Source organism: Gordonia polyisoprenivorans NBRC 16320 = JCM 10675, assembly GCF_000241325.1.
Classification (GTDB): domain Bacteria; phylum Actinomycetota; class Actinomycetes; order Mycobacteriales; family Mycobacteriaceae; genus Gordonia; species Gordonia polyisoprenivorans.
Window position 1 is genome coordinate 17,638 of the sequence record NZ_BAEI01000063.1, and the last position, 19,256, is coordinate 36,893.

At 68.1% G+C, this 19,256-nt stretch carries 21 protein-coding genes; 10 read left to right on the plus strand and 11 right to left on the minus strand.

Translation table 11 applies throughout. The features are described 5' to 3' along the window. Positions 1–215: 215 nt before the first annotated feature. Positions 216–1,007, plus strand: a complete 792-nt coding sequence (locus GOPIP_RS16015) for a hypothetical protein (RefSeq protein ID WP_006370766.1) — start codon at positions 216–218, stop codon at positions 1,005–1,007. Here the strand turns inward: GOPIP_RS16015 and GOPIP_RS16020 are convergent. Continuing rightward, positions 966–2,117: a ThiF family adenylyltransferase gene (locus tag GOPIP_RS16020; protein ID WP_035728198.1), complete on the minus strand. Its 1,152-nt coding sequence runs from the start codon at positions 2,115–2,117 to the stop codon at positions 966–968. The two genes, GOPIP_RS16015 and GOPIP_RS16020, sit on opposite strands and share 42 nt — an antisense overlap. A gap of 43 nt (positions 2,118–2,160) precedes the next feature. Further along, positions 2,161–3,360, minus strand: a complete 1,200-nt coding sequence (locus GOPIP_RS16025) for a GGDEF domain-containing protein (protein ID WP_006370768.1) — start codon at positions 3,358–3,360, stop codon at positions 2,161–2,163. A 522-nt stretch (positions 3,361–3,882) separates the two neighbouring features. Between GOPIP_RS16025 and GOPIP_RS16030 the strand changes: the two genes are divergently transcribed. After that, positions 3,883–5,049: an EAL domain-containing protein gene (locus GOPIP_RS16030; protein WP_006370769.1), complete on the plus strand. Its 1,167-nt coding sequence runs from the start codon at positions 3,883–3,885 to the stop codon at positions 5,047–5,049. 14 nt (positions 5,050–5,063) lie between these two features. Here the strand turns inward: GOPIP_RS16030 and GOPIP_RS16035 are convergent, their stop codons facing one another. After that, positions 5,064–5,717: a YdcF family protein gene (locus GOPIP_RS16035; RefSeq protein WP_035728216.1), complete on the minus strand. Its 654-nt coding sequence runs from the start codon at positions 5,715–5,717 to the stop codon at positions 5,064–5,066. A 125-nt stretch (positions 5,718–5,842) separates the two neighbouring features. After that, positions 5,843–6,811, minus strand: coding sequence for a 1,4-dihydroxy-2-naphthoyl-CoA synthase (locus tag GOPIP_RS16040; protein ID WP_006370771.1), 969 nt, complete (start codon positions 6,809–6,811; stop codon positions 5,843–5,845). A 149-nt stretch (positions 6,812–6,960) separates the two neighbouring features. Here GOPIP_RS16040 and GOPIP_RS29130 point away from each other — a divergent pair, with 149 nt between their 5' ends. Next, on the plus strand, positions 6,961–7,134 hold the full coding sequence (locus GOPIP_RS29130) for a hypothetical protein (protein WP_006370772.1): 174 nt from the start codon (positions 6,961–6,963) through the stop codon (positions 7,132–7,134). A gap of 58 nt (positions 7,135–7,192) precedes the next feature. Beyond that, complete coding sequence (locus GOPIP_RS16045; protein WP_014359121.1) at positions 7,193–7,849, plus strand: PaaI family thioesterase; 657 nt, start codon at positions 7,193–7,195, stop codon at positions 7,847–7,849. Between the two features lie 9 nt (positions 7,850–7,858). On the opposite strand, the gene GOPIP_RS16050 is transcribed toward GOPIP_RS16045, so the two are convergent. Genes GOPIP_RS16050 through GOPIP_RS16060 form a run of 3 tightly spaced genes read right to left on the minus strand, consistent with a single transcriptional unit; the run spans position 7,859 to position 10,917 of the window. Further along, positions 7,859–9,160: a saccharopine dehydrogenase family protein gene (locus GOPIP_RS16050; protein ID WP_006370774.1), complete on the minus strand. Its 1,302-nt coding sequence runs from the start codon at positions 9,158–9,160 to the stop codon at positions 7,859–7,861. A gap of 31 nt (positions 9,161–9,191) precedes the next feature. Further along, a complete protein-coding gene (locus GOPIP_RS16055) occupies positions 9,192–10,268 on the minus strand; it encodes an AbrB family transcriptional regulator (protein WP_006370775.1) in 1,077 nt (358 codons plus the stop codon). Positions 10,269–10,293: 25 nt separating this feature from the next. Next, complete coding sequence (locus GOPIP_RS16060; protein WP_006370776.1) at positions 10,294–10,917, minus strand: class I SAM-dependent methyltransferase; 624 nt, start codon at positions 10,915–10,917, stop codon at positions 10,294–10,296. A 124-nt stretch (positions 10,918–11,041) separates the two neighbouring features. Between GOPIP_RS16060 and GOPIP_RS16065 the strand changes: the two genes are divergently transcribed. The 6 genes from GOPIP_RS16065 (at position 11,042) to GOPIP_RS16090 (ending at position 16,575) form a co-directional block, all read left to right on the plus strand. Next, positions 11,042–11,908: a putative endonuclease domain-containing protein gene (locus GOPIP_RS16065; RefSeq protein ID WP_006370777.1), complete on the plus strand. Its 867-nt coding sequence runs from the start codon at positions 11,042–11,044 to the stop codon at positions 11,906–11,908. A 169-nt stretch (positions 11,909–12,077) separates the two neighbouring features. Beyond that, entirely contained in the window at positions 12,078–13,763 is a 1,686-nt protein-coding gene (gene menD / locus GOPIP_RS16070; RefSeq protein WP_006370778.1) for a 2-succinyl-5-enolpyruvyl-6-hydroxy-3-cyclohexene-1-carboxylic-acid synthase, read from the plus strand. Positions 13,764–13,784: 21 nt separating this feature from the next. Next, positions 13,785–14,324: a DUF3592 domain-containing protein gene (locus GOPIP_RS16075; RefSeq protein ID WP_006370779.1), complete on the plus strand. Its 540-nt coding sequence runs from the start codon at positions 13,785–13,787 to the stop codon at positions 14,322–14,324. Between the two features lie 93 nt (positions 14,325–14,417). After that, entirely contained in the window at positions 14,418–15,581 is a 1,164-nt protein-coding gene (locus tag GOPIP_RS16080; RefSeq protein WP_006370780.1) for a glycosyltransferase family 4 protein, read from the plus strand. Between the two features lie 110 nt (positions 15,582–15,691). Further along, a complete protein-coding gene (locus tag GOPIP_RS16085) occupies positions 15,692–16,390 on the plus strand; it encodes a HemK2/MTQ2 family protein methyltransferase (RefSeq protein WP_006370781.1) in 699 nt (232 codons plus the stop codon). Then, a complete protein-coding gene (locus tag GOPIP_RS16090) occupies positions 16,387–16,575 on the plus strand; it encodes a CDGSH iron-sulfur domain-containing protein (protein WP_006370782.1) in 189 nt (62 codons plus the stop codon). Before GOPIP_RS16085 ends, GOPIP_RS16090 begins: the two co-directional genes overlap by 4 nt. Before the next feature lie 47 nt (positions 16,576–16,622). Here GOPIP_RS16090 and GOPIP_RS16095 read toward each other — a convergent pair whose 3' ends face one another. From GOPIP_RS16095 to GOPIP_RS16105, 4 genes are all read right to left on the minus strand, one after another. Continuing rightward, positions 16,623–17,633, minus strand: a complete 1,011-nt coding sequence (locus GOPIP_RS16095; RefSeq protein WP_006370783.1) for an iron-containing redox enzyme family protein — start codon at positions 17,631–17,633, stop codon at positions 16,623–16,625. 37 nt (positions 17,634–17,670) lie between these two features. After that, positions 17,671–17,865 (minus strand): hypothetical protein, encoded by a 195-nt coding sequence (locus tag GOPIP_RS16100; RefSeq protein ID WP_006370784.1) that lies wholly within the window; start codon positions 17,863–17,865, stop codon positions 17,671–17,673. Further along, on the minus strand, positions 17,862–18,035 hold the full coding sequence (locus GOPIP_RS29135) for a hypothetical protein (protein ID WP_006370785.1): 174 nt from the start codon (positions 18,033–18,035) through the stop codon (positions 17,862–17,864). Before GOPIP_RS29135 ends, GOPIP_RS16100 begins: the two co-directional genes overlap by 4 nt. A 123-nt stretch (positions 18,036–18,158) precedes the next feature. Then, positions 18,159–19,172, minus strand: a complete 1,014-nt coding sequence (locus tag GOPIP_RS16105) for a hypothetical protein (protein WP_006370786.1) — start codon at positions 19,170–19,172, stop codon at positions 18,159–18,161. Positions 19,173–19,256 lie beyond the last annotated feature (84 nt).

The window sequence follows — 19,256 nt, forward strand, 5'->3', positions numbered from 1 at the left end:
AACAGTTCTCTGATTGCGGCCGTGCCCGTATTCTGACTGAATGGCGCCCTCACAGACGCCTCTTGTGAAACACGGGGAATTCACGGGATGCACAACAAGATCTGTGATGGTCCATTTTCCGTTCGTCGTTTCGAACGGGAATTGTATTCACGATATTCAATCACGTCGTTTAGCCGAAGCGCCGTGGTCGACCCTCTCGGAAAGAAGCACGCCTCATGAACACAGCTCTGCGCACCGTTGCCCCCCGTCATGATTCCGCGATCCGCGGGATGGTGACGCCGAACTACACCCTGCGGGCAGCCACTCCGGCGATGCATCCGGCCCTGTGGCGGGAGTACCTGCGGGGTGCGGAGAACGCCTACACCCGGTACGGCTGTGCGGCCGCCCTGGACTACGAACGGGTGGTCGGGGGCGAGGAGACGGTGATGTTCTTCGTCGTCCTCGACAACTCGCAGCAGGTGGTCGGTGGATTGCGGGTGCAGCCCCGCTTCGCCGCGGCGGCGCAGACGCATGCGCTCGAGGAGTGGGCGGGTCAGCCCGGTCAGGTCCATCTGGTCAACGCCATCGAGGAACGCATGGACGGCGGCATAGTCGAGGTCAAGACGGCCTGGACCGATGAGCGGTCACCCATCGCCAAGGAGGTCGTCGGACAGCTCTCGCGACTGGGGTTGCCGATCATGGAGATGTGTGGAGTCGACCACATGATGGCCACGGCCGCCGACCACGTCCTCAAGCGCTGGACCTCCGGCGGCGGGCGGGTCGACCCGAGCGTGCCCGCCACCCCGTTCCCGGACGAGCGCTACCGCACCCAGCTGATGTGGTGGGAGCGGGCCACGTTGGAGTCGGCGACGACGCCGGAGGTCTGGGGCCGGATGCGCGACGAGGCCGACCGGCTGGCCGCGATCTACCCGAACTCGCAGGCGTGGGGCGCCCGCCCGCCAATGCGTCACCAGGACCGTTCGGCGTCAGCTGTTTCCGGCGCCCTCGCCCATGGCCTGCGCCGCTGAGGCGAATTCGGCCCGACCGAGCTCGTTCCATCCCTCGTGCGTCCCCGCGTCGGACCCGAGAAGGATCTCCTCAATACCGAACCGATAGCGGCCGGACCGGACGGGCCGACCACAGACGATGTTGCGTGCCGCCGTTGCCACGAGTGCCCCGGCCATCGCGGCGGTCGAGCCGAGTTGCGGCCACGAGGTGACGCTGCGGCCGAGTTGGCTCGCGGAGAACGCCATCCGAGGCGTGACCTCGTCACCGACGATGGCCATTGCCATCCGGAGTCGTTGAGCGGGGTCGGCGGCGTCGCCGGCCGAGAAGCCCTCACCGCGGCCGTGGAAGATCGGATAGTCCGGGTCGAGGTCATAGCGCTCGATGTCGAGGACGACGTCCTCGCCCATATCCGTGGCACTGAGTACCGGCACCCCGGCCGCACGGGCGCGTCGCCGCATGTCGATCTTCATCGCGACGTCGTCGATCTCCTCGATGATCACCGAGGCCGGTAGCTCCTCGGTGGAACCCGCGAAGGCCGCCGAGCCCAGGAACGCCTCGGCCAGGTCGGGACGATAGCCATCGGGAAACGTCGTGACCTGCGTATACGGGTCACCCTCGAGGATGCGCCTGCGCGCGAGCTCGACCTTGCTGACACCGAGATCGGTCACCGACCCGACGATGCGGTTGAGATTGGTGGGTGCGAGTTCGTCGGAGTCGGCGATCCGGAATCGGCGTGCCCCGGTCAGCGCGGTGGCGGTCAGGGCCGACGAGCCGACGCTGAGGCCGGCGACCGCGATCACCGCGCTGCCCCAGAGCTGCTGTTCACGCCCGGTCAACAAATGCCGGTTGCGGGCGGTCTTGAGCCGATAGTAGATGTCGGCGTCGGGCAGGCGCACCAACGTCGCACGCCACGGGAACAGAATGTAGCGGCTGCGGCGCTCGATCAGATGCTCATCGGTGAGGTCGATGGGGTCGGGAGGCGTCGTCTCCGGATCGACGTGATCGAGTCGGTCGAGGACCGCGAGTTCGGGACGCGCGTGTGCCCACCCGTCGACGAACGAGATGGTCGGCGATGCGCGTAACTCTGCGATGCGTTGCCGGTCATCGGTCGGATCGAGAATCTCCACCACGGGCACCTTTGGGATCGGCCAGGGGCGGATCCCCCGGGCAGGGTCATGCGGGTTTGGACGGCATTGTCGGCTGCTCGGTCAGTGACCGTCGCCCTGCTCGTCCGGCGACGAATGCAGATGACGCCAGTAGGACGGGGCAAACGCTCGCGGTCTCGGCGCGGTTGCGGCCCATGCCCTTGGCGGCGTAGAGCAGTTGGTCGGCCTGAGCGGACAGCCGGTCCATCAGCTCGGACAGGGTCGGGTGGTCGGAGTCGTAGGTCGCTTCGATGATCTCCGCGCACACCCCGCCCACGCTGACCGTGGCGTCTGTGTGGGCGGCGACCGTGAGTCGGATGTTGTCGGCAAGCCGCGACAATCCGGCGGCATCGTCGGCGACCGTGAGGACGGCAAATTCCTCTCCACCGGATCGGGCGACGAGGGAACTCGGTGGGACGGCAGTTTGGATGGCGTTGGTGATCTCCACTAAGACCGCATCTCCCGCAGAGTGCCCATGTGTGTCGTTGTACTTCTTGAAATAATCGACATCGATCACCAGGAAAGCGACGTCCTTGTCCCCTGCGGCCGCGGTCCGGAACAGATGGATCGCGCCGTCAAGCAGCCCGCGGCGGTTGAGGGCCAGAGTCAGCGGGTCGGTCACGCTCAGCTGGGCCTGTTGACGAAGTAGAGCCGTCAGCCGTCGGCGCAAACTGGTAACCAAGTAGGTGGGCACTGCGATGGCCATCAGTGCCGCGCCGCCCTCCACGACAAGCGCAGTCGCGGAGGTCGCCCTGATGGAGACGACTACACATACCAGGATTGCGGCGGTGGCAACGAAGCCCAACACGACTGGCAGCGAGGAATCCATGGCGGCCAGCGCCGGAATCGCAGCGAGAAGAACCAGAACTGCCAACGCCGCTCCGTCGTCGGCGATGACAATCGACGACCCGGCCACGCCGAGCATCCCGCCGAAACTGAGGACCGCGAAACCCCGGTCTGAAAGCCGCTTGGCATACAGGGTCACCGCCACCGACACTAGGGTGTACACACCAATGACGACGAGCACCCATTGGCATCCGGGTTTGAGGAACGACGATGACACGAGTCCGAGGATGATCAGCGGAATAGCGCCGGTCTCGCTGACCAATACTCCGATGGTGCGCTGGTCGAAGGAGCGGGCAAAAGACGGTCCGTCGACCCCCTTCGTCGCCGGCACAAGATCTGTGCGGTGAATCGTCGTCATACTGTCGTAGCGCTGAAGTCTCATTGGAGGGTGTGTTCTGGCGATCGCCGTGGGCTGGACGAATTGCTTCACACGCATGGAGTTGGGCTCAGTCGGCGACCGGGGAATACGGGAGCCTCCGAGGAGCGGAAACGAGCAGTTGGCTCATCACAGGACTGCAAGGCTTCACTCCCAATCGGACTGGCGAGGCCTGGATCAGCATCCACTTTCATGAACTCAGTCGTCGGCCTTGTGAACCAGATGTGCTCTACCACTTCCCCCCGATCAAGCAAGATACCAGATGGCGCTTTCGCTGAAACCGAGCAATACCTCGCATTGCCAGTCGAAATAACATGGGGCGTGAATCGCATTGCACGTTTCCTGATCGTCGTGTCCACTTAATATTGAAACTGGCTCCGCTTCGATGTGATGTCGATCGATGAAGCTTGACATGCCAGCTGCCACTGCGACGGTCGGCGAACCAGAGTCTATGATCCGATCACCGGGAACACCGGAGGTTTAGTGGACCGAAGTAGAGGTGATCTGGTCGTGCCGGGACATGGACACATGGTTGTCCAAGCGGATCCGTTCCGGCGACTGACCGGGGCATTCGGACGGGAGCTGGCCGGAGCGGTGGCCGCTCGGTTCGTCGACGGTTTGATGGCTCGCGTCGGACCCGCGGTGGCGATGATGCGCGTGGCCGACCTCGACTACGAACTGGTTCCGACCGCATCCAGCGAGGAGGAGCTCGACATCCTCATCGGTGAACTCCGCGGCGGCGCCCACATCGTCGAATGGGGCGGTGAGCGGTATTTCCTGGACACGCGAACCGGAGTGGCCTCGCCCCGTTATCTGTCCCGCGATCTGCGGAACGGCGTGGGTAAATGGTGCGCGGAATGTGCGTTCACCGCGGCGATCGAGCGGCGGACGCCACTGGAGGTGTGCGACGACGAGATGCTCGCCACCGTCGACCGGCTGCGCACCACCGTGCTGCGGCTCGCGCGGGCCAAGGTTGCCGACTTCGCGCCGCATTATCAGCCGATCGTGCATCTGCCGTCCCACGAGGTTGCCGGGTACGAGTCGTTGATGCGCTGGGACGACGGCAAGGAGGCCGGCCCGAGCGAGTTCCTCCCGATCCTGGAGGGCACCGCGTTGCTGGGGCCGATCAGCACCTCGACGATCGCGACGGCGGTTGCCGAACTCCCGCGCGGGATCACCACGGCGGCCGGGGCGGATTCGTTCGTGTCGATCAACTTCTCCCAGCGTCAGCTGCTCAATCCGGCCATCGTCGACTCGACCATCGAGCAGGTCGGCAACAGCGGAGCGGACCCTGCGCGCTTCTGGATCGAGTTGCGCGAGGACGAGGTGATCCGCATCGCCAGCGAGGCCGCCCACGCCGTCGATGCGCTGAGCGAGGCCGGATGCACGATCGTCGTCGACGACCTCGGGTCGGGATATTCGGCGCTGAGCTATCTGCGCGACCTGCCCGTCGACGTTCTCAAGGTCGACGGCGACCTGGTGAACTCCCTCGACAGTGACTGCGCGGAGGAGAGTGAGACCACGGTGGCGGTGGTCCGTGCGATCTGTGACGTCGCCCGCGCGACGGGATCGAAAACGGTCGCCGAAGGTGTCGAGGACGCCGCTGTCGTCCCGTTGCTCGTCGACCTGGGATTCGACTACGCGCAGGGATATCACTTCGGGCGGCCCGCGTCGTCGGCGGCGCTGTTCGGTTGAGCCTCGTCTCTGAACTACTTGTCACAGCCGAGAATCGCGGCCTTGGCGAGACCGCCGAACTGGTAGGCGAACTGGAAGCTCCAGTACCGCAGTGACGACGGATACGACCGCGGCACCGGGCGCATGACGACGTCGCCGTCGAAGCACTGCCCGAAGATGTAGCGGGCGCGGACCATGTGGAACCGCCAGCTGACGACGATCACGCTGTGCCAGTGGCGTTGGCGGGCCAGTCGCTGGGTCTCCATCGCCTCGCCCCGCGTCGTCGACGGATCGGGGTCGAAACAGATCACCTCGATGGTGGCGGTGCTTGACGAACACACCCGCTGCATCAGCTGGGCGCCGGTGCGGTGGTAATGGTTGTTCATGTACGGGTCGGAGATGAGGACCGTGGAGGTGTACCCCTCACGGGCGAGCTGTAGTCCGTAATCCTCACGGCCGTCGTGCTCCCCACCGAGTACGACGATGGCGTCGACCTTGCGCAGCGGGTCGGAATGGTCGCGATAGAACAGCTGATAGCCCAACCCGTAGAACGCCGTTCCCGCGAGCACGGCGACGATCACCACGGCGATCACCACACGGCGCAGCAGTCGGCGTCGACGGACCGGGCGCTCGGGTGAAGGGGACTGTCGGGAGGCCGTGAGATCGGGATCGGTCGCCGACGAGGACACGGTGGGCTCGGGTGTCCTCGGGTTCACTCGACCCATTGTGGCTGCGGATCGGGGATCGTGCACCGTGGCGCAGCAGTGATCTGTGCCGCTGTCGGTGGGATCGGTGGTGATCAGCCGGTGGTGATTCAGTAGTAATACGGAAAAGCGTCCCATTCCGGAGAGCGCTTCTGCAGGAAGGCATCCCGGCCCTCGACGGCTTCGTCGGTCATATAGGCCAGGCGGGTGGCCTCGCCGGCGAAGACCTGTTGGCCCATGAGCCCGTCGTCGGTGAGGTTGAAGGCGAACTTCAGCATGCGTTGCGCGGTGGGCGATTTGCCGTTGATGGTGCGTCCCCACTCGATGGCGGTGCGTTCGAGGTCGGCGTGATCGGCCACCCGGTTCACCGCGCCCATGCGGTGCATCGTCTCCGCGTCGTACGCCTCGCCGAGGAAGAAGATCTCGCGGGCGAACTTCTGGCCGACCTGCTTGGCGAGATACGCGCTGCCGTAGCCGGCGTCGAAGGAGCCGACGTCGGCGTCGGTCTGCTTGAACCGGGCGTGCTCGCGCGAGGCGAGGGTGAGGTCGCACACCACGTGCAGCGAGTGACCGCCGCCGGCGGCCCAGCCGTTGACGACGGCGATCACGACCTTGGGCATGGTGCGGATGAGGCGCTGGACCTCCAGGATGTGCAGGCGGCCACCCTCCGCCTTCACGCGTGTCTCGTCGACGCCCTCGGCGCCGGCCGCGGCGACGTCGGCGTCATGGCTGGTCGCGTACTGATACCCGGACCGACCGCGGATGCGCTGATCGCCGCCACTGCAGAACGCCCACCCCCCGTCCTTGGGGCTCGGTCCGTTGCCGGTGAGCAGCACCGTGCCGATGTCGGGGGTGCGTCGCGCGTGGTCGAGGGCGCGGTAGAGCTCGTCGACGGTGTGCGGCCGAAACGCGTTGCGGACCTCGGGGCGGTCGAAGGCGATGCGCACGATGCCATCGGCCCGGGTGGTGCCGACGTGCCGGTGGTAGGTGATGTCGGTGAGTTCGCCGAGGTCGGTCACCGGACGCCACTGGCTCGGATCGAAGGGGGTTGGCGTGGCGGAGGCGGCGTCGGTGCTCATGGCGTTCAGGTTAGGACACCGATCCCGAGCTGCCGGCGAACACCCGGCCGGGGCGGTGCCGGGCTGCCCCGAGCGCCGGTTTCTTAGAATTTGGCGGGATTATTCCCGATGAGTGGCCACCCACCAGCGCCTTTTGGCATATTGGCGACGTGGGTGTGTGGGAGATCGTGCTGATCGTCGTCGCCGTGTGGGTGGCGCTGTCGGTCGTGCTCGCCCTGCTGATCGGCGCGATCATCAAGCTCCGGGACCGTCGGGAGGCGCCCACCCAGTCCACCCACGTGGATCTGCATGCGGTCGGCAGCACCCGTCACCACCACCGGTAGCTCGCGTTAGGCTGCGCCGACTGCGACGCCGATGACCGGCGCCGATACGGTGTCGGGCATGACTTCTTCGCCAGAATCGGGCTGGGCCGTGCCCGCCGACGCGGACTCGCCGCACGAGGGCGGTTTCCGCGCTCGCATCGACATCACCACCGACCGCGGCGGCCCGCGCTACGGCGAACTCAGCGAGGAGATCCGGCGGCTGATGGATCTCGCGCGCTACGCGTGCCCGACCCCGGAGATCACCGACGAACTCATCGACCAGGTCCGGGCGCTCAACAAGCGCCTCGAGGACGTACAGATCGACGAGTGGCGCTCGCCCGCGGGCACCCGCATCGATCTGCCTGCGCGCGGCAACATCACGCTGCCGCCGTACGAGATCAGCGAAGGCGGACCCGACGGCGTTGTCGCCTCGGTGACCTTCCGTCCGTTCCACCTCGGCGGCAATGACGCCGCGCACGGTGGCCACGTCGCGGTGGCCTTCGACGACCTGGGCGGTATGGCGTCGGCACTCGCAGTGCAGGGCATCACCCGCACCGCCTATCTGACCGTCAGCTACCGATCGTTGACCCCGTTGCGCACCCCGCTGCGCATGCACACCTGGGTCGAGAACCTTGACGGCCGAAAGGCTTTCGTCAAGGGCACACTGCACGACGGGGACCGGCTGTGCGCCGAACTCGACGCGTTGTTCATCGCGCTGAAGCCGGGGCAGCCGTAGGCGTCTCGGCTACGTCAACTCGCGGACGTCGAAATTCGCTCCCGCGGCCCGCAGACGGTCGGCGAGCGCATCACCCATCGCGGCGGCCGGGGTGAGGACGCCGGTGCGGGCGGGGAGTTCGCCCCGGTCGAGGGCCAGGGTGAGCGCACTCTCGCCGAGCATCACCGCGGTGGCCTTGTATCCCGGGTCGCCGGACAGCTTCATCTGTGAAAGGTACCGACGGCCGGTGCTGGTGCGGGTGTAGGTCTCGGTGACGAAAAAGCCCTTATCCCTGGTCTTTTCGCTCGGACCGCTGCCCGGCTTGGGCAGCACGCGATCTAGGAGCCGACGGGTCGGGCCGAAACTCATCGCACCCAGGAACGCTCCGGTGCCGACGCTGACGCTGCCGGCGATCAACGCCGACAGGACCGGGATACCGCCGACGTTCATGGCTTCCGCATAGTGGAAATCCGGTCCGTAGGCGTTGTCCAGCAATGTGTTCGAGCGTCGCACGACGCGCGTGTTGTACGACGACATGAAGAACGGGGCGAGCGTTCCCGACAGCGACGCGTCGACGGTGCGGGCGCGTACGACCGCGATGTCACTGGGCTCCGAGGACATGCTGACCTTCGGGGTATCACCCGGATCCCCTGACAGCGCTTGCGGATTGAGCAGCAGCCGCCGCTTCTGCGGGTCCTTGGCCTCCTCGGCGATCACCCGCATCGAATCGATGGTGCCGCCGGAGACGCCGCCGCGCATCGACTTGACCACCATCGTGGTGTCGGTGAGCGTGCCCGCCTCGTCGTCGGCGACCTTGCGGTACAGCAGATAGGTACCGAGATCGGAAGGGACCGAATCGAATCCGCAGGAGTGGACGATACGGGCACCGGTGGCCTGTGCGGTCTCGTGGGCCTTGTCGATGGAGAAATGGACGAAGGGCACCTCGCCGGTGAGGTCGACGTAGTCGGTGCCCGCGGTGGCGGCCGCGACGACGAGCGACTCGCCGTAGCGCAGGTAGGGGCCGACCGTCGTGCAGACCACCCGTGTGCGGGCGACCATCGCGTCGAGCGAACTCGGCGACGAGGCGTCGGCGACGATCAGCGGCCAGCTCGACGCCGCGGCGGGCAGGCGTCGACGGACCTCGGCGAGTTTGGTTTCGGTGCGGCCGGCCAGCGCGACCTTGGTGCCGGCGGGTGCATGCTCGGCGAGGTAGCGGGCGGTCAGCTCGCCGACGAAGCCGGTGGCGCCGAAGACGACGACGTCGAACTCGCGGGCGGGCGTGGTGGTTGTCGGTTCAGGTGTGCCGGACTCGGACGGATTCTCCCCACTCATGGCGTCGAGGGTAATCGTCGTGCGAGATCGGTCACAGCGCGGCTGGTCCGGGGCGCCGTCGGGCGGCCCAGCGCGCGGCGAAGGGTGCCACGAACAGCATCAACAGCACACGCAGGATCTGCGCGGCCACCACGAAGGCGACATTGCCGCCGGCCGCGGTGGCCGCGGCGAGCACCGCATAGATGCCACCGGGGGTGGTCGCCAGATAGCAGTCGAACATCGATTCGCCGGTCCACCACGACAACAGGACGCCGAGCAGCCCGCAGCCGACGCCGATCGCGAGAATCAGACCGATCGCCGCTGGCAGGATGCGCCCGATCGCCTTGAGTCGCTCCATCGTGAACCCCAGCCCGGCCTGCCAGCCGATCAACGCGTAGGCGATCGCGAGCGGGATCGGTGAGATCGCGGCGTCGCCGGCCAGTCCGGTCAGTTCGGCGGTCGTCGACAATGCCATCGGACCGAGCAGGCCGGCCGCCGGGAGGTGGATGAGCCGGCCGACGGGCACGCCGACCCCCGCGCACACCGCGAGCAGCACCAGCCCCCAACCCTGATCGGACCAGCTCGGTGACGCTTGCGCGACACCGTTGGCCGACGCACCGAACACCACCGACGCGATCAGTGGGATGGTGAGGGTCACCAGGGCCACGCGCACGTACTGGACGACGGCGACGACCCGCTCGTCACCACCGAGTTCACGGGTCAGTGCCACCAGCCCGGACGCGCCGCCGGCGACCAAGGCGAGTGCGCCGGTGAGGGTATCGACTTGGCGGTGCAGTCCGAGCAGGGCTCCGCCGGCCACCGACAGGGCCAGGGTGCCCAGCCCGACGACGAGTACCGGCAACCACGCCGCGCCCAGTCCCGACAGGGTGCTCGGGTCGGCCATGGTGCCGATGTAGACACCGAGCACCCCCTGTCCGGCCAGGAACAGGGGTCGGGGGACGACGGGGGCGTCGGGCGTGTCGGTGTGAGCGCGCGGGGCGAGTCCGGCGATGGCGAGGACCGCGGCGACCACCAGGCCGGCGAACAGGGCGGCGGCGTCGACGTCGAGGAGTTCGAGGAGATAGGCGGCGAGTGCGGTGACGAGAGCCAATCCGATCCAACGACGCACTGGCCCCAGCGTAGGCGGGCCCGGCTCAGCGGGTGCGGGCGCCTCCCAGGCTCAGCGCGCCGAAGGTCTTGGGGGTGCCGCGTTGGTAGAAGCGGTCGAGGTCGGTGATCTCGAATCCGGCGTCGGTGAGGGCGGCGGGGATGTCGCGGGTGAGGTGACAGCCACCGGCGACCCGACGCTGGACGGGCTCGAGGCGGCGCTGCCACCGTTGAACCCGGGGATCGGGTGCGTCACCGTGTTCCAGGAAGCGCAGGGCGGCAGCAGGTTTGAGGACCCGGCGCAGTTCGGCGAGGGCGGCGGGCAGGTCGGCGATGGTGCACATCGTGAACGTCGAGAGGGCGCCGTCGAAGGTGTTGTCGGGGAAGGGCAATGACTGCCCGTCGAGCCCTGCGCGGTCGATCGGGACCGGCGACGCCGCGATGCGGTCGGCACCGAGAAGCCACCCGTCATCGGAGGGTTCGATGGCGCTGACCCGGGTCATCGCGGGCGGGTAGGCCTCGATGTTGTGGCCCGAGCCGAACCCGACCTCGACGATGTGGCCGGTCAGCGGTGCGCAGACGTGTCCGCGCAGCGGGACCATCACCGACGACCCGCAGGTCAGGTTGATCAGTCGCGGAAGGAGGTGGCGGTCGTAGAAACCGGAGCCCATGAGGCGAGAATAGGTCCGCCGGCCCGCGTGCTCGCCTGTTTTCAGTCATCTGCCGGGTATGCAGGGCGCGCTGACCTGGGCTTTTGGTGAATCTCTACTTCGGAAATGACTGAAAACAGGCGAGATGGAGCCAGAACGGGCCCCGCTGCGTCCAAACCTCGTGGACAAGACCGTCGAACTGGGTGTGAAGAGCCGTACGGAGTTGATCGCGGGCGGGCTGACCGACAACGACCTGCGGCGGATGGTGCGCCGAGGAGAACTCGCCGTCGAACGACGAGGGTGGTACTCGACCCCGGGCGCCGACTCCGACGCACTGCTGGCGGCACGGGGATACGGCGCACTGTCGGGTCCGACCGCGCTGGACAAACACGGGATCTGGGTTCCACCGGGCTACGAGGAGGTGCACATCCGCGCGGGCAAGGATGCGATGAGGCGGGGCACGGCCTGCTGTCGACCGCCGGGGCCGCCGCTACCGGTGCACTCGATCCTCGACCCGGTCCCGCTGGCCCTGTGCAGTGCGGTCGGGTGCATGAGTCCCGATGACTGGATCGTCGTCGCCGATTCGGTGCTGAACAGTCAGGGTCTCGATGTGGAGTTGCTGCTGGTGATGCTGCCGCGAGCCAACGCCACCATCGAGATGCTGTTGGCCGAATGCGATCCCCGATCCCAGTCGGGCACGGAGACCATGGTGCGCACCCGATTACGACGACGAGGACATGACGTCGTGGTCCAACCGAATCTCATCGGGTTGGGCTGGTTCGACCTGCGGGTGGGCCGACTTCTGATCGAGTGCGACAGCAAGCTTCATCACACCAGTCTGGAGAACTACCGCAAGGATCGTCGCCGCGACCGCAAATCGCTGGCCAGGGGCTACTCGACGATGCGCCTGACCTACGACGACGTTCTCTACGGCTGGGACGACACACTGGCCGACATCACCCGCACCCTCGACGACGATCGACACCGGTTGCCACCTCCCGACGACGAATGACGGTGCCGTTCGCCTGTTTTCAGTCATTCGTCGAGTACACCGGACCCGCCGACCTGGGCTTTTGTCGAATCTCTACTTCCGGAATGACTGAAAACAGGCGAGCCGGGGTGCCACCGGGCATCCTTCGGCGGAGATCGGTGCGGAAAAGCGGCATCGTAGTGTGGAATCCATGAGTTCTTCCCCGGAATCTGCGCCGCCGAACCCGTCCACCCTGCAGGCGCGGGTCATCGTCGACGAAATGGTCCGCGGCGGGGTCCGCGAGGCGGTGCTCTGCCCGGGATCGCGCAATGCCCCACTGGCATTCGCGCTCCATGCCGCCGACGCCGCGGGCGCGCTGCGGTTGCACGTCCGGATCGACGAACGGTCGGCGGGATTTCTGGCCCTGGGGCTGGCGGCGTCGTCGGGGCGGCCGGTGCCGATCGTGATGACCAGCGGCACCGCCGTGGCCAACATGAGCCCGGCGGTCTTCGAGGCCAACTATGCCCGGGTGCCGCTGGTGGTGGTCAGCGCGAACCGGCCGTACGAGTTGCTCGGGTCGGGGGCCAATCAGACCGTCGAGCAGTTCGGGATCTTCGGCACGCAGGTACGTGCGGCGATCAGTCTGGGCCTGGCCGAGGCCGACCTCGACACCAACAGCCAGTGGCGCTCGGCGGTCGGTCGCGTGCTGGCGGCGGCGCGGGGTGCGCGGACCGGCAACGCCGGACCGGTGCAGTTCGACATCCCGTTGCGCGAGCCGCTCGTCCCCGGGCCGCAGACCGGCCCCGAGTCCGACCTCGGCGTCTTCGCCGGACGCCCCGGTGGGCTGCCGTGGACACAGGCTCCGGTCGGCAAACTCGACATCCCACTGCCCATCGACCTGTCCCTCGACACGGTCGTCGTCGCAGGTCATGGAGCTGGTCGGTATCCGGAGCTGGACGGGATCCCAACGGTCGCCGAGCCGACAGCACCGCATGCGGTGACCCCGCTGCATCCGCTGGCGCTCGACGCGCTCGCCCCGAAGCAGGCCATCATCTGCGGTCGGCCCACCTTGCACCGCGGGGTGGCGCGACTGCTCGCCGACCCCGAGGTCCGCGTCTACGCGGTGACCACCGGACCGCGGTGGCCGGATGTGTCGGGCAATGTGTTCGCGACCGGCACCCGGGTCGAGGCGACCGGCGAGGCCGCCGAGGACTGGCTCAAACAGTGCGCCGAGGTTCATCAGCGCGTCCTCGGGGCCGTCGACGCCGAACTCGATGCGGGCGGCCCGGCGACCGGCCTGCACGTCGCGCGTACGGTCAGCGCGGCCATGGTTCCCGGCGAGCAACTGGTCGTCGGCGCGAGCAACCCGATCCGCGACGTCGCATTGGCCGGGCGCGTCTCGCCGGGCGTGCGGGTGCTCTCCAACCGTGGCGTGGCCGGTATCGACGGGACGAATTCGACCGCGATCGGCGCGGCATTGGCCCACGACGTCGACCATCCGGGGTCGCGGACCGTCGCGTTGATGGGTGACCTGACCTTCATCCACGACGCCACCGGACTGATTCTGGGGCCGTCGGAGCCACGGCCGCGGCACCTGCGGATCGTCGTCGCCAATGACGACGGTGGCGGCATCTTCGGGTTGCTCGAGCAGGGCGATCCGCGATTCAACTCCGGCCCGTACGCCGGTGCGTATGAGCGGGTGTTCGGCACGCCGCATCGCACCGACCTGGCCTCGTTGTGTGCGGGATTCCATCTGCCGCACCGCCGCGTCGAGCCATCTGACCTGGCCGCGGTGCTGGCCGAGCCCGGCGCCGGCGGGGTGGAGGTCATCGAGGTGGTCACCGACCGTGAGCGCCTGCGTTCGGTGCACGCGGGGATCGTGGGCCGCCTGCGGTAGCGGGCCCGTATTCTGAGGTGCATGAATCCGGTCATCCTGCGGCGTGTGCAGAAGACGCTGCTGGTGATCGGGCTGATCGTCACGGTGATGGCCGGCGCGATGGTCGTGGCCGCCTTCCGCAACGACGCGGCGATCAACCGCGACAAGGGCACCGTGATGGCCGACATCGTCTCGGCCGACCGCCTGCACGCCGTCGCGTACTTCCAGACGCCCGACGGGCAGATCTACAGCCCGCGGCTGGGGCTGCTGTATCCAACCGAACTCGGTACCGGGCAACGCATCAGCGTCGAATACGACCAGAGCAACCCCGACCTGGCCAAGCCCGCCGGGCGAGGGGCGTCGCTGGCGATCATCCCGGCGCTGTCGGTGGCCGCGCTCACGTGGCTGATCGTTGTCGCGGTGATGGTGTTGATCGCCGAGGCCAATCGCCGCCTGCTGCGCCGGGCCGCGCGCCGCGCCGGCGAGGACGACTCCGGTCCCGACGACGGTGACGGCGGCGATCACCCCGACGACGACCCGTCACCCCGTCCCGCCGACGACCGGGCAACCGTCGATGCGTGAGTACGCTGCGGCGACCAGAGGTTCGCGCGGAGTTCGCGCGTAGGTCACATGCGGTCGTCGCCGAGGTCATCGAAGACAACGACCATTGGCGCCATGCGCGTGGCTATCGTCGCCGAGAGTTTTCTTCCGCAGGTCAACGGGGTGGTCAACTCGGTTCTACGAGTCGTCGAGCATCTCGAGGACGCCGGGCATGGTGCGGTGGTGATCGCACCGGATTCCGAGCGAGACGGTCAGCGGGCACCGCGGCTGGTGGGTCGGCACACCCCTGTGCACACGGTGCCCTCGATGCGATTTCCGGGCGTGACGTCGCTGCCCGTCGGGGTGCCGATGCCGAGCATGTACCGAGCCCTGCGCGACGTGCGCCCCGACGTGGTGCATCTCGCCTCGCCGTTCGTGGTCGGTGGGGCAGGCGCGTTGGCGGCCAAGCGGTTGGGCGTGCCGACGGTGGCTGTGTTCCAGACCGACGTCGCCGGATTCGCCGAGGCATACCGCCTTCAGGTGGCCGGGCGCGCGGCGTGGCGATACACGCGGATGGTGCACCTGGCCTGCGACCGCACCCTCGCGCCGTCCACGGCGACGATGGAAGCGCTTGCCGCCCGCGGGATTCCGCGACTCCATCGATGGGCGCGCGGCGTCGACACCGCCCAGTTCTCGCCGGCCAGACGCGATGACGACCTGCGCGCACAGTGGGGTGCGGACCGGTTGATCGTCGGATTCGTGGGCCGGCTTGCGCCGGAAAAGCATGTCGAGCGGCTCGCCCCGCTGGACCGCGACCCGTCGGTGCGGCTGGTGATCGTCGGTGACGGCCCCGAACGTGCTCGCCTGCAACGACTCTGCCCGAACGCGGTGTTCACCGGCGAACTGCGCGGCGAACAACTGGCGCGCGCCTATGCCAGCCTGGACGTCTTCGCCCATCCCGGTGAGCACGAGACCTTCTGCCAGGCCATCCAGGAGGCGATGGCCAGCGGGATACCGGTGATCGGCCCGGATGCGGGTGGACCACGAGACCTGGTGACCCCGTTGTCGACGGGATTCCTCCTCGATCCGGCGACCTACGCCGATCGCATCGCCGAAACGGTCGCCGCGTTGCGGGAGCCCGCCCGACGCGCGGCGATGGGCCGGGCCGGGCTGGCCGCGGTGCGCGCGCGGACGTGGCCGGCGTTGTGCGAGGAACTGCTCGGGCACTACGGCGAGGTCATCGCCGAACGCGGAGGCGATGCGCGGATCGCGATGGGGCGGCAACGGCTCGCCGGGTGAGTGGATCGGCTGCTGCCGGCTGGGGCCGGAACGGTGGTTTGACCCACGCGTGATCGGGGAATGCCGCGTGAGCACGTGTTTCGCCCGCTCATCGGCCCCGGAAGGCGCACATGACCCTCAGCTTCGAGCAGATCAGTCCCGAACCGTCGTACGCCGGTGGCGTGTACCAGCCACAAGAGGATTCGCTGCTGTTGGCCGACTGCCTGCGTCTGGTGCCGCAGATCATCGGCGGTCGGGTGCTGGATCTGTGCACCGGCAGCGGCGTATTGGCGCGGGCGGCTGCGCATTCGGGAGCCGCGTCGGTCACGGCCGTGGACGCCTCGGAACTCGCGGTGAATCACGCGCGGCGACTCTGCATCGACGCCCCGTGTCCGGTTCGGGTGCACCACGGGCGGTTTGAGGACCACATCGGTCGCGACAGGTTCGACGTGGTGACCTGTAATCCGCCGTACGTCCCGGCTCCTGGCATCGACGACGGCGTGGCGATCAGTCCCGGCCCGCGACATGCGTGGGACGCCGGCCCGACCGGCCGCGACGTCCTGGACCCGTTGTGCGCACACGCATCTGAATTCCTCGAGCCCGGCGGGACCCTGCTGCTGGTGCAGTCGGAGTTCGCCGACATCGACGCCACGGTGAATGCGTTGCGCGCCAACGGTCTCGACGCTCACGTGATGGCGGTGCGGTGGGTGCCGTTCGGGCCGGTGATGACCGCGCGCGCCGAGTGGCTCGAAGGTCTCGGGCTGCTCGAGAAGGGCCGCCGGACAGAGGAACTCGCCGTGGTGCGAGCGATCAGGAAAGGTGCGGCATGAGTGACGCGACCCCCATCCGGGTGACACGAGGTGGTCCGATGCTGGTGCCCGGGCCCGTCGACATCGAACTCCCCGACGGCACCCACGTGCGCTCGGATCGGTTCATGGTCGCGGTGTGTGCCTGTGGGCGCAGCCGCACATATCCGTTGTGCGACACCAGCCATCGGCGTCGTCGGCGGGAGTAGCGCGCTCTGGGTGGGCGGGTCCTGGGTGGGCGGGGCAGGCCGGCGCGTCAGACCGGCACAGATGCGACCCCGGCCAACACCGGCCCGGTCTCCCATGCGGCGGTCAGCCCCGCCTCGAATGCGTCCTCGACGAACAGGAATCCGCGGATGCCCAGGATCACATCGGCTTCGAGTTCGGGCTCCTCGGCGAGTAGTGATCCCACCACGTCGCGGCGCAGGACCTGCTCATGGACGGCGTCGGCCTCGACATGTTCGCGATAGAACAGCCGGCACGGCTCGGGGGCGTCGAGCCGTTCGAGCCCGCTCAGCAGCCGAGACGATCCGGGTGACGATGTGATCTCGGTGGCGGCCAGGTGCCCGACGGTCGCGCCGCGCAGAGATCGATGTAAACCGAAGCAGGACATCAGATTCACCGGGGCGAGCGCCCATGCCGGAGCGCGGTCGAGGTAGGCCAGGTAGGCGGGGTCGAGGTCGGCGGCTGCCAGGAGATCGGCGAACAGCTCTTGATGGACGGATTCGCCGCGGCCAGCACCGAATTCGTCGAATTCCACCGCGACGAACGCCGCCTTGGCGGTGCGCCGCAGTCGTGGGATGGCCCAGGCGTGTGGATCGGCCTCTTTGAGGTGATACAGCGACCGCAGAGCGAACAGGTCGCGGTACTGCTGCCAGGTTCCGTTGTCGCGCAACCGGAACGAGAGGCCGTCGCCATGGACGGGCTCGACGCTCAACTCGTCCATCAACACTTCGGCTGTCGTCGGCGCGGTATCGAGGCCGGCGCGCACCGCGTCGAGGAAGAGTCGTTCGAGTGCGGTGCGCAGGGCGATGATGCCGGGATCCCACTCCCGATCGCCGACGACGTCGGTGAAGCCCGCGTAGTGCAACTCGTAGGCGACGTAGAGGGCGAGCTGGACGTCGTCGCCGAACGGGTCGTCGCCGGGGGTCGGGTCGGTGGCGACGTCGGTGCCGTCACGCAGCGCGGTGATGAGACGCTCCGAGAGGCAGCCGCGGGGTGCGGGCAGCGCGCGGCTGACCGCCGCGGTGGGGGTGCGCAGATACATGCTTCCGGTGTACCCGTTCGGTGAGCTGGGTAAACCGCTAATCGGCGGGCTCGGCGTCGCCGGCGGCGGGGGAGTCGGGGTCATCGGTGCCGGGCTGCTCGGTCGCCGACTCCGGATCGACAACGGTGTCGTCGTCCTCGGCGGGGTTGTGGGTGATCTTGCGTTCGAGGTCATCGACGGTCTCGCGGGCCGCCCGTGACTCGTCGGTGTGCGGCGTGTTGTCGTCGGTCATGTGTCCTCGCCGTCGTCGGTCTTGTCGGTGTGGTCGTCGTCGGTGTGGTCGTCACCGACGAGCTCGGGCGTCACCTCGCGGGTGGCCATGCCGCCGGACCCGTCGTTGTCGGTGGGGCCGGGATGCAACTTGTCGTCGTTGGTGGTGGCGTTCTTGTCTCGGTCGGCCATGGGTTCTCCTGTCGTCGGAGGTCGTGTTCCCGCGTGGGGCGTCGCCGAAACCCTGCGGAGAGACGCACGCCGTCCGCCCCCGGGGTGGTGGGGCGAACGGCGCTGTGGTGCCGGCGGCGAGGGTTACTCGACGCCGACCACATCCTTGGCGATCTCGGCGATGCGCGCCTCGGCGGCGTTGACGACGCGCTGCCGGTTCTTGTGGGCTTCCTCGAAGTGCAGCGTCACGCGGATGTCGGCGGGCTCGTCGAGCTCCTTGATCGCGGCGACGGCGTCGGTGATGTTCAGGTCGGCGTAGTCGGGGATGGGCAGGTCGTCGGGGTCGACTGTGCCTGTCGCCTCGCGGACCGAGGCCACGGTGTCGGCGACGCCGGTGGCGCCGTTGATCCGGGCGTTGTCCTCGATGGCCTCGAGTGCGGCGTCACGGGCGGCGGTCGCTGTGCGCAGGGTCGCCGTTCCCGCCTCGACGAGGCTCTGCCCGGCCTGTTCTGCGGCTTCGGTGGCGTCGTCGACGGTGTTGCCGATGCGGCTGCGTAGACCGGAGAAGGCGTCGGGGACCTGGCGGATCGCGTGTGCGACGCGATCGGCGCTACGCGATGCGGCGATCGCCGGCAGGGTCACCGCACGGGCGGCGAGGCCGCTGACCCATTGGCTGGGACTGCGGCGCAGTGCGGCCGGCCCGCCGAGGGCTTCTTCGGCCAGCACCGTGCTGATCCAGTCGACGGTCTCGGTGTGGGCGTCGATGAGTCGTTCGGCGAGCGCGAGGAGGTCGGCGTCGTCGGCGCCGGTGGCCAGAGCCTTGAGATATGTTGCGCGGCCAAGCAATTGTTGCTCCAGGGCGAGATCACCGAGGAGTGCCTCATCGAGCGGTTGGGCTTGCTCGGCGAGGGTCTTGACCGATGCGGCGACGCGGCCGAGGGCCGGACGAAGGACATCGGCGAAGCCGTCGCGCTCGCGCAGCGCCTTCTCGATGGCTGCAGCACGGTCGCGCCCCTTGCGCGCATTGCCGGCCAGTTCGGCACGCACCGCGTCGGTACGGGCCTGCGCCTGCCGGGTCTCGGCGATCTGGATCTCGGTGTGGGTGAGCGCGAGGATCGCGCGCAGTTGCTGATGGATGGTGGTGGTGGAGACGGTCATGTTCCCTCCAGATGTTGGGGACGAGCTCTCGTGTCCACGGTGTTCCCCGGTTGGTGAGGAAGAAACCCCGTCGTGGCGAACGGT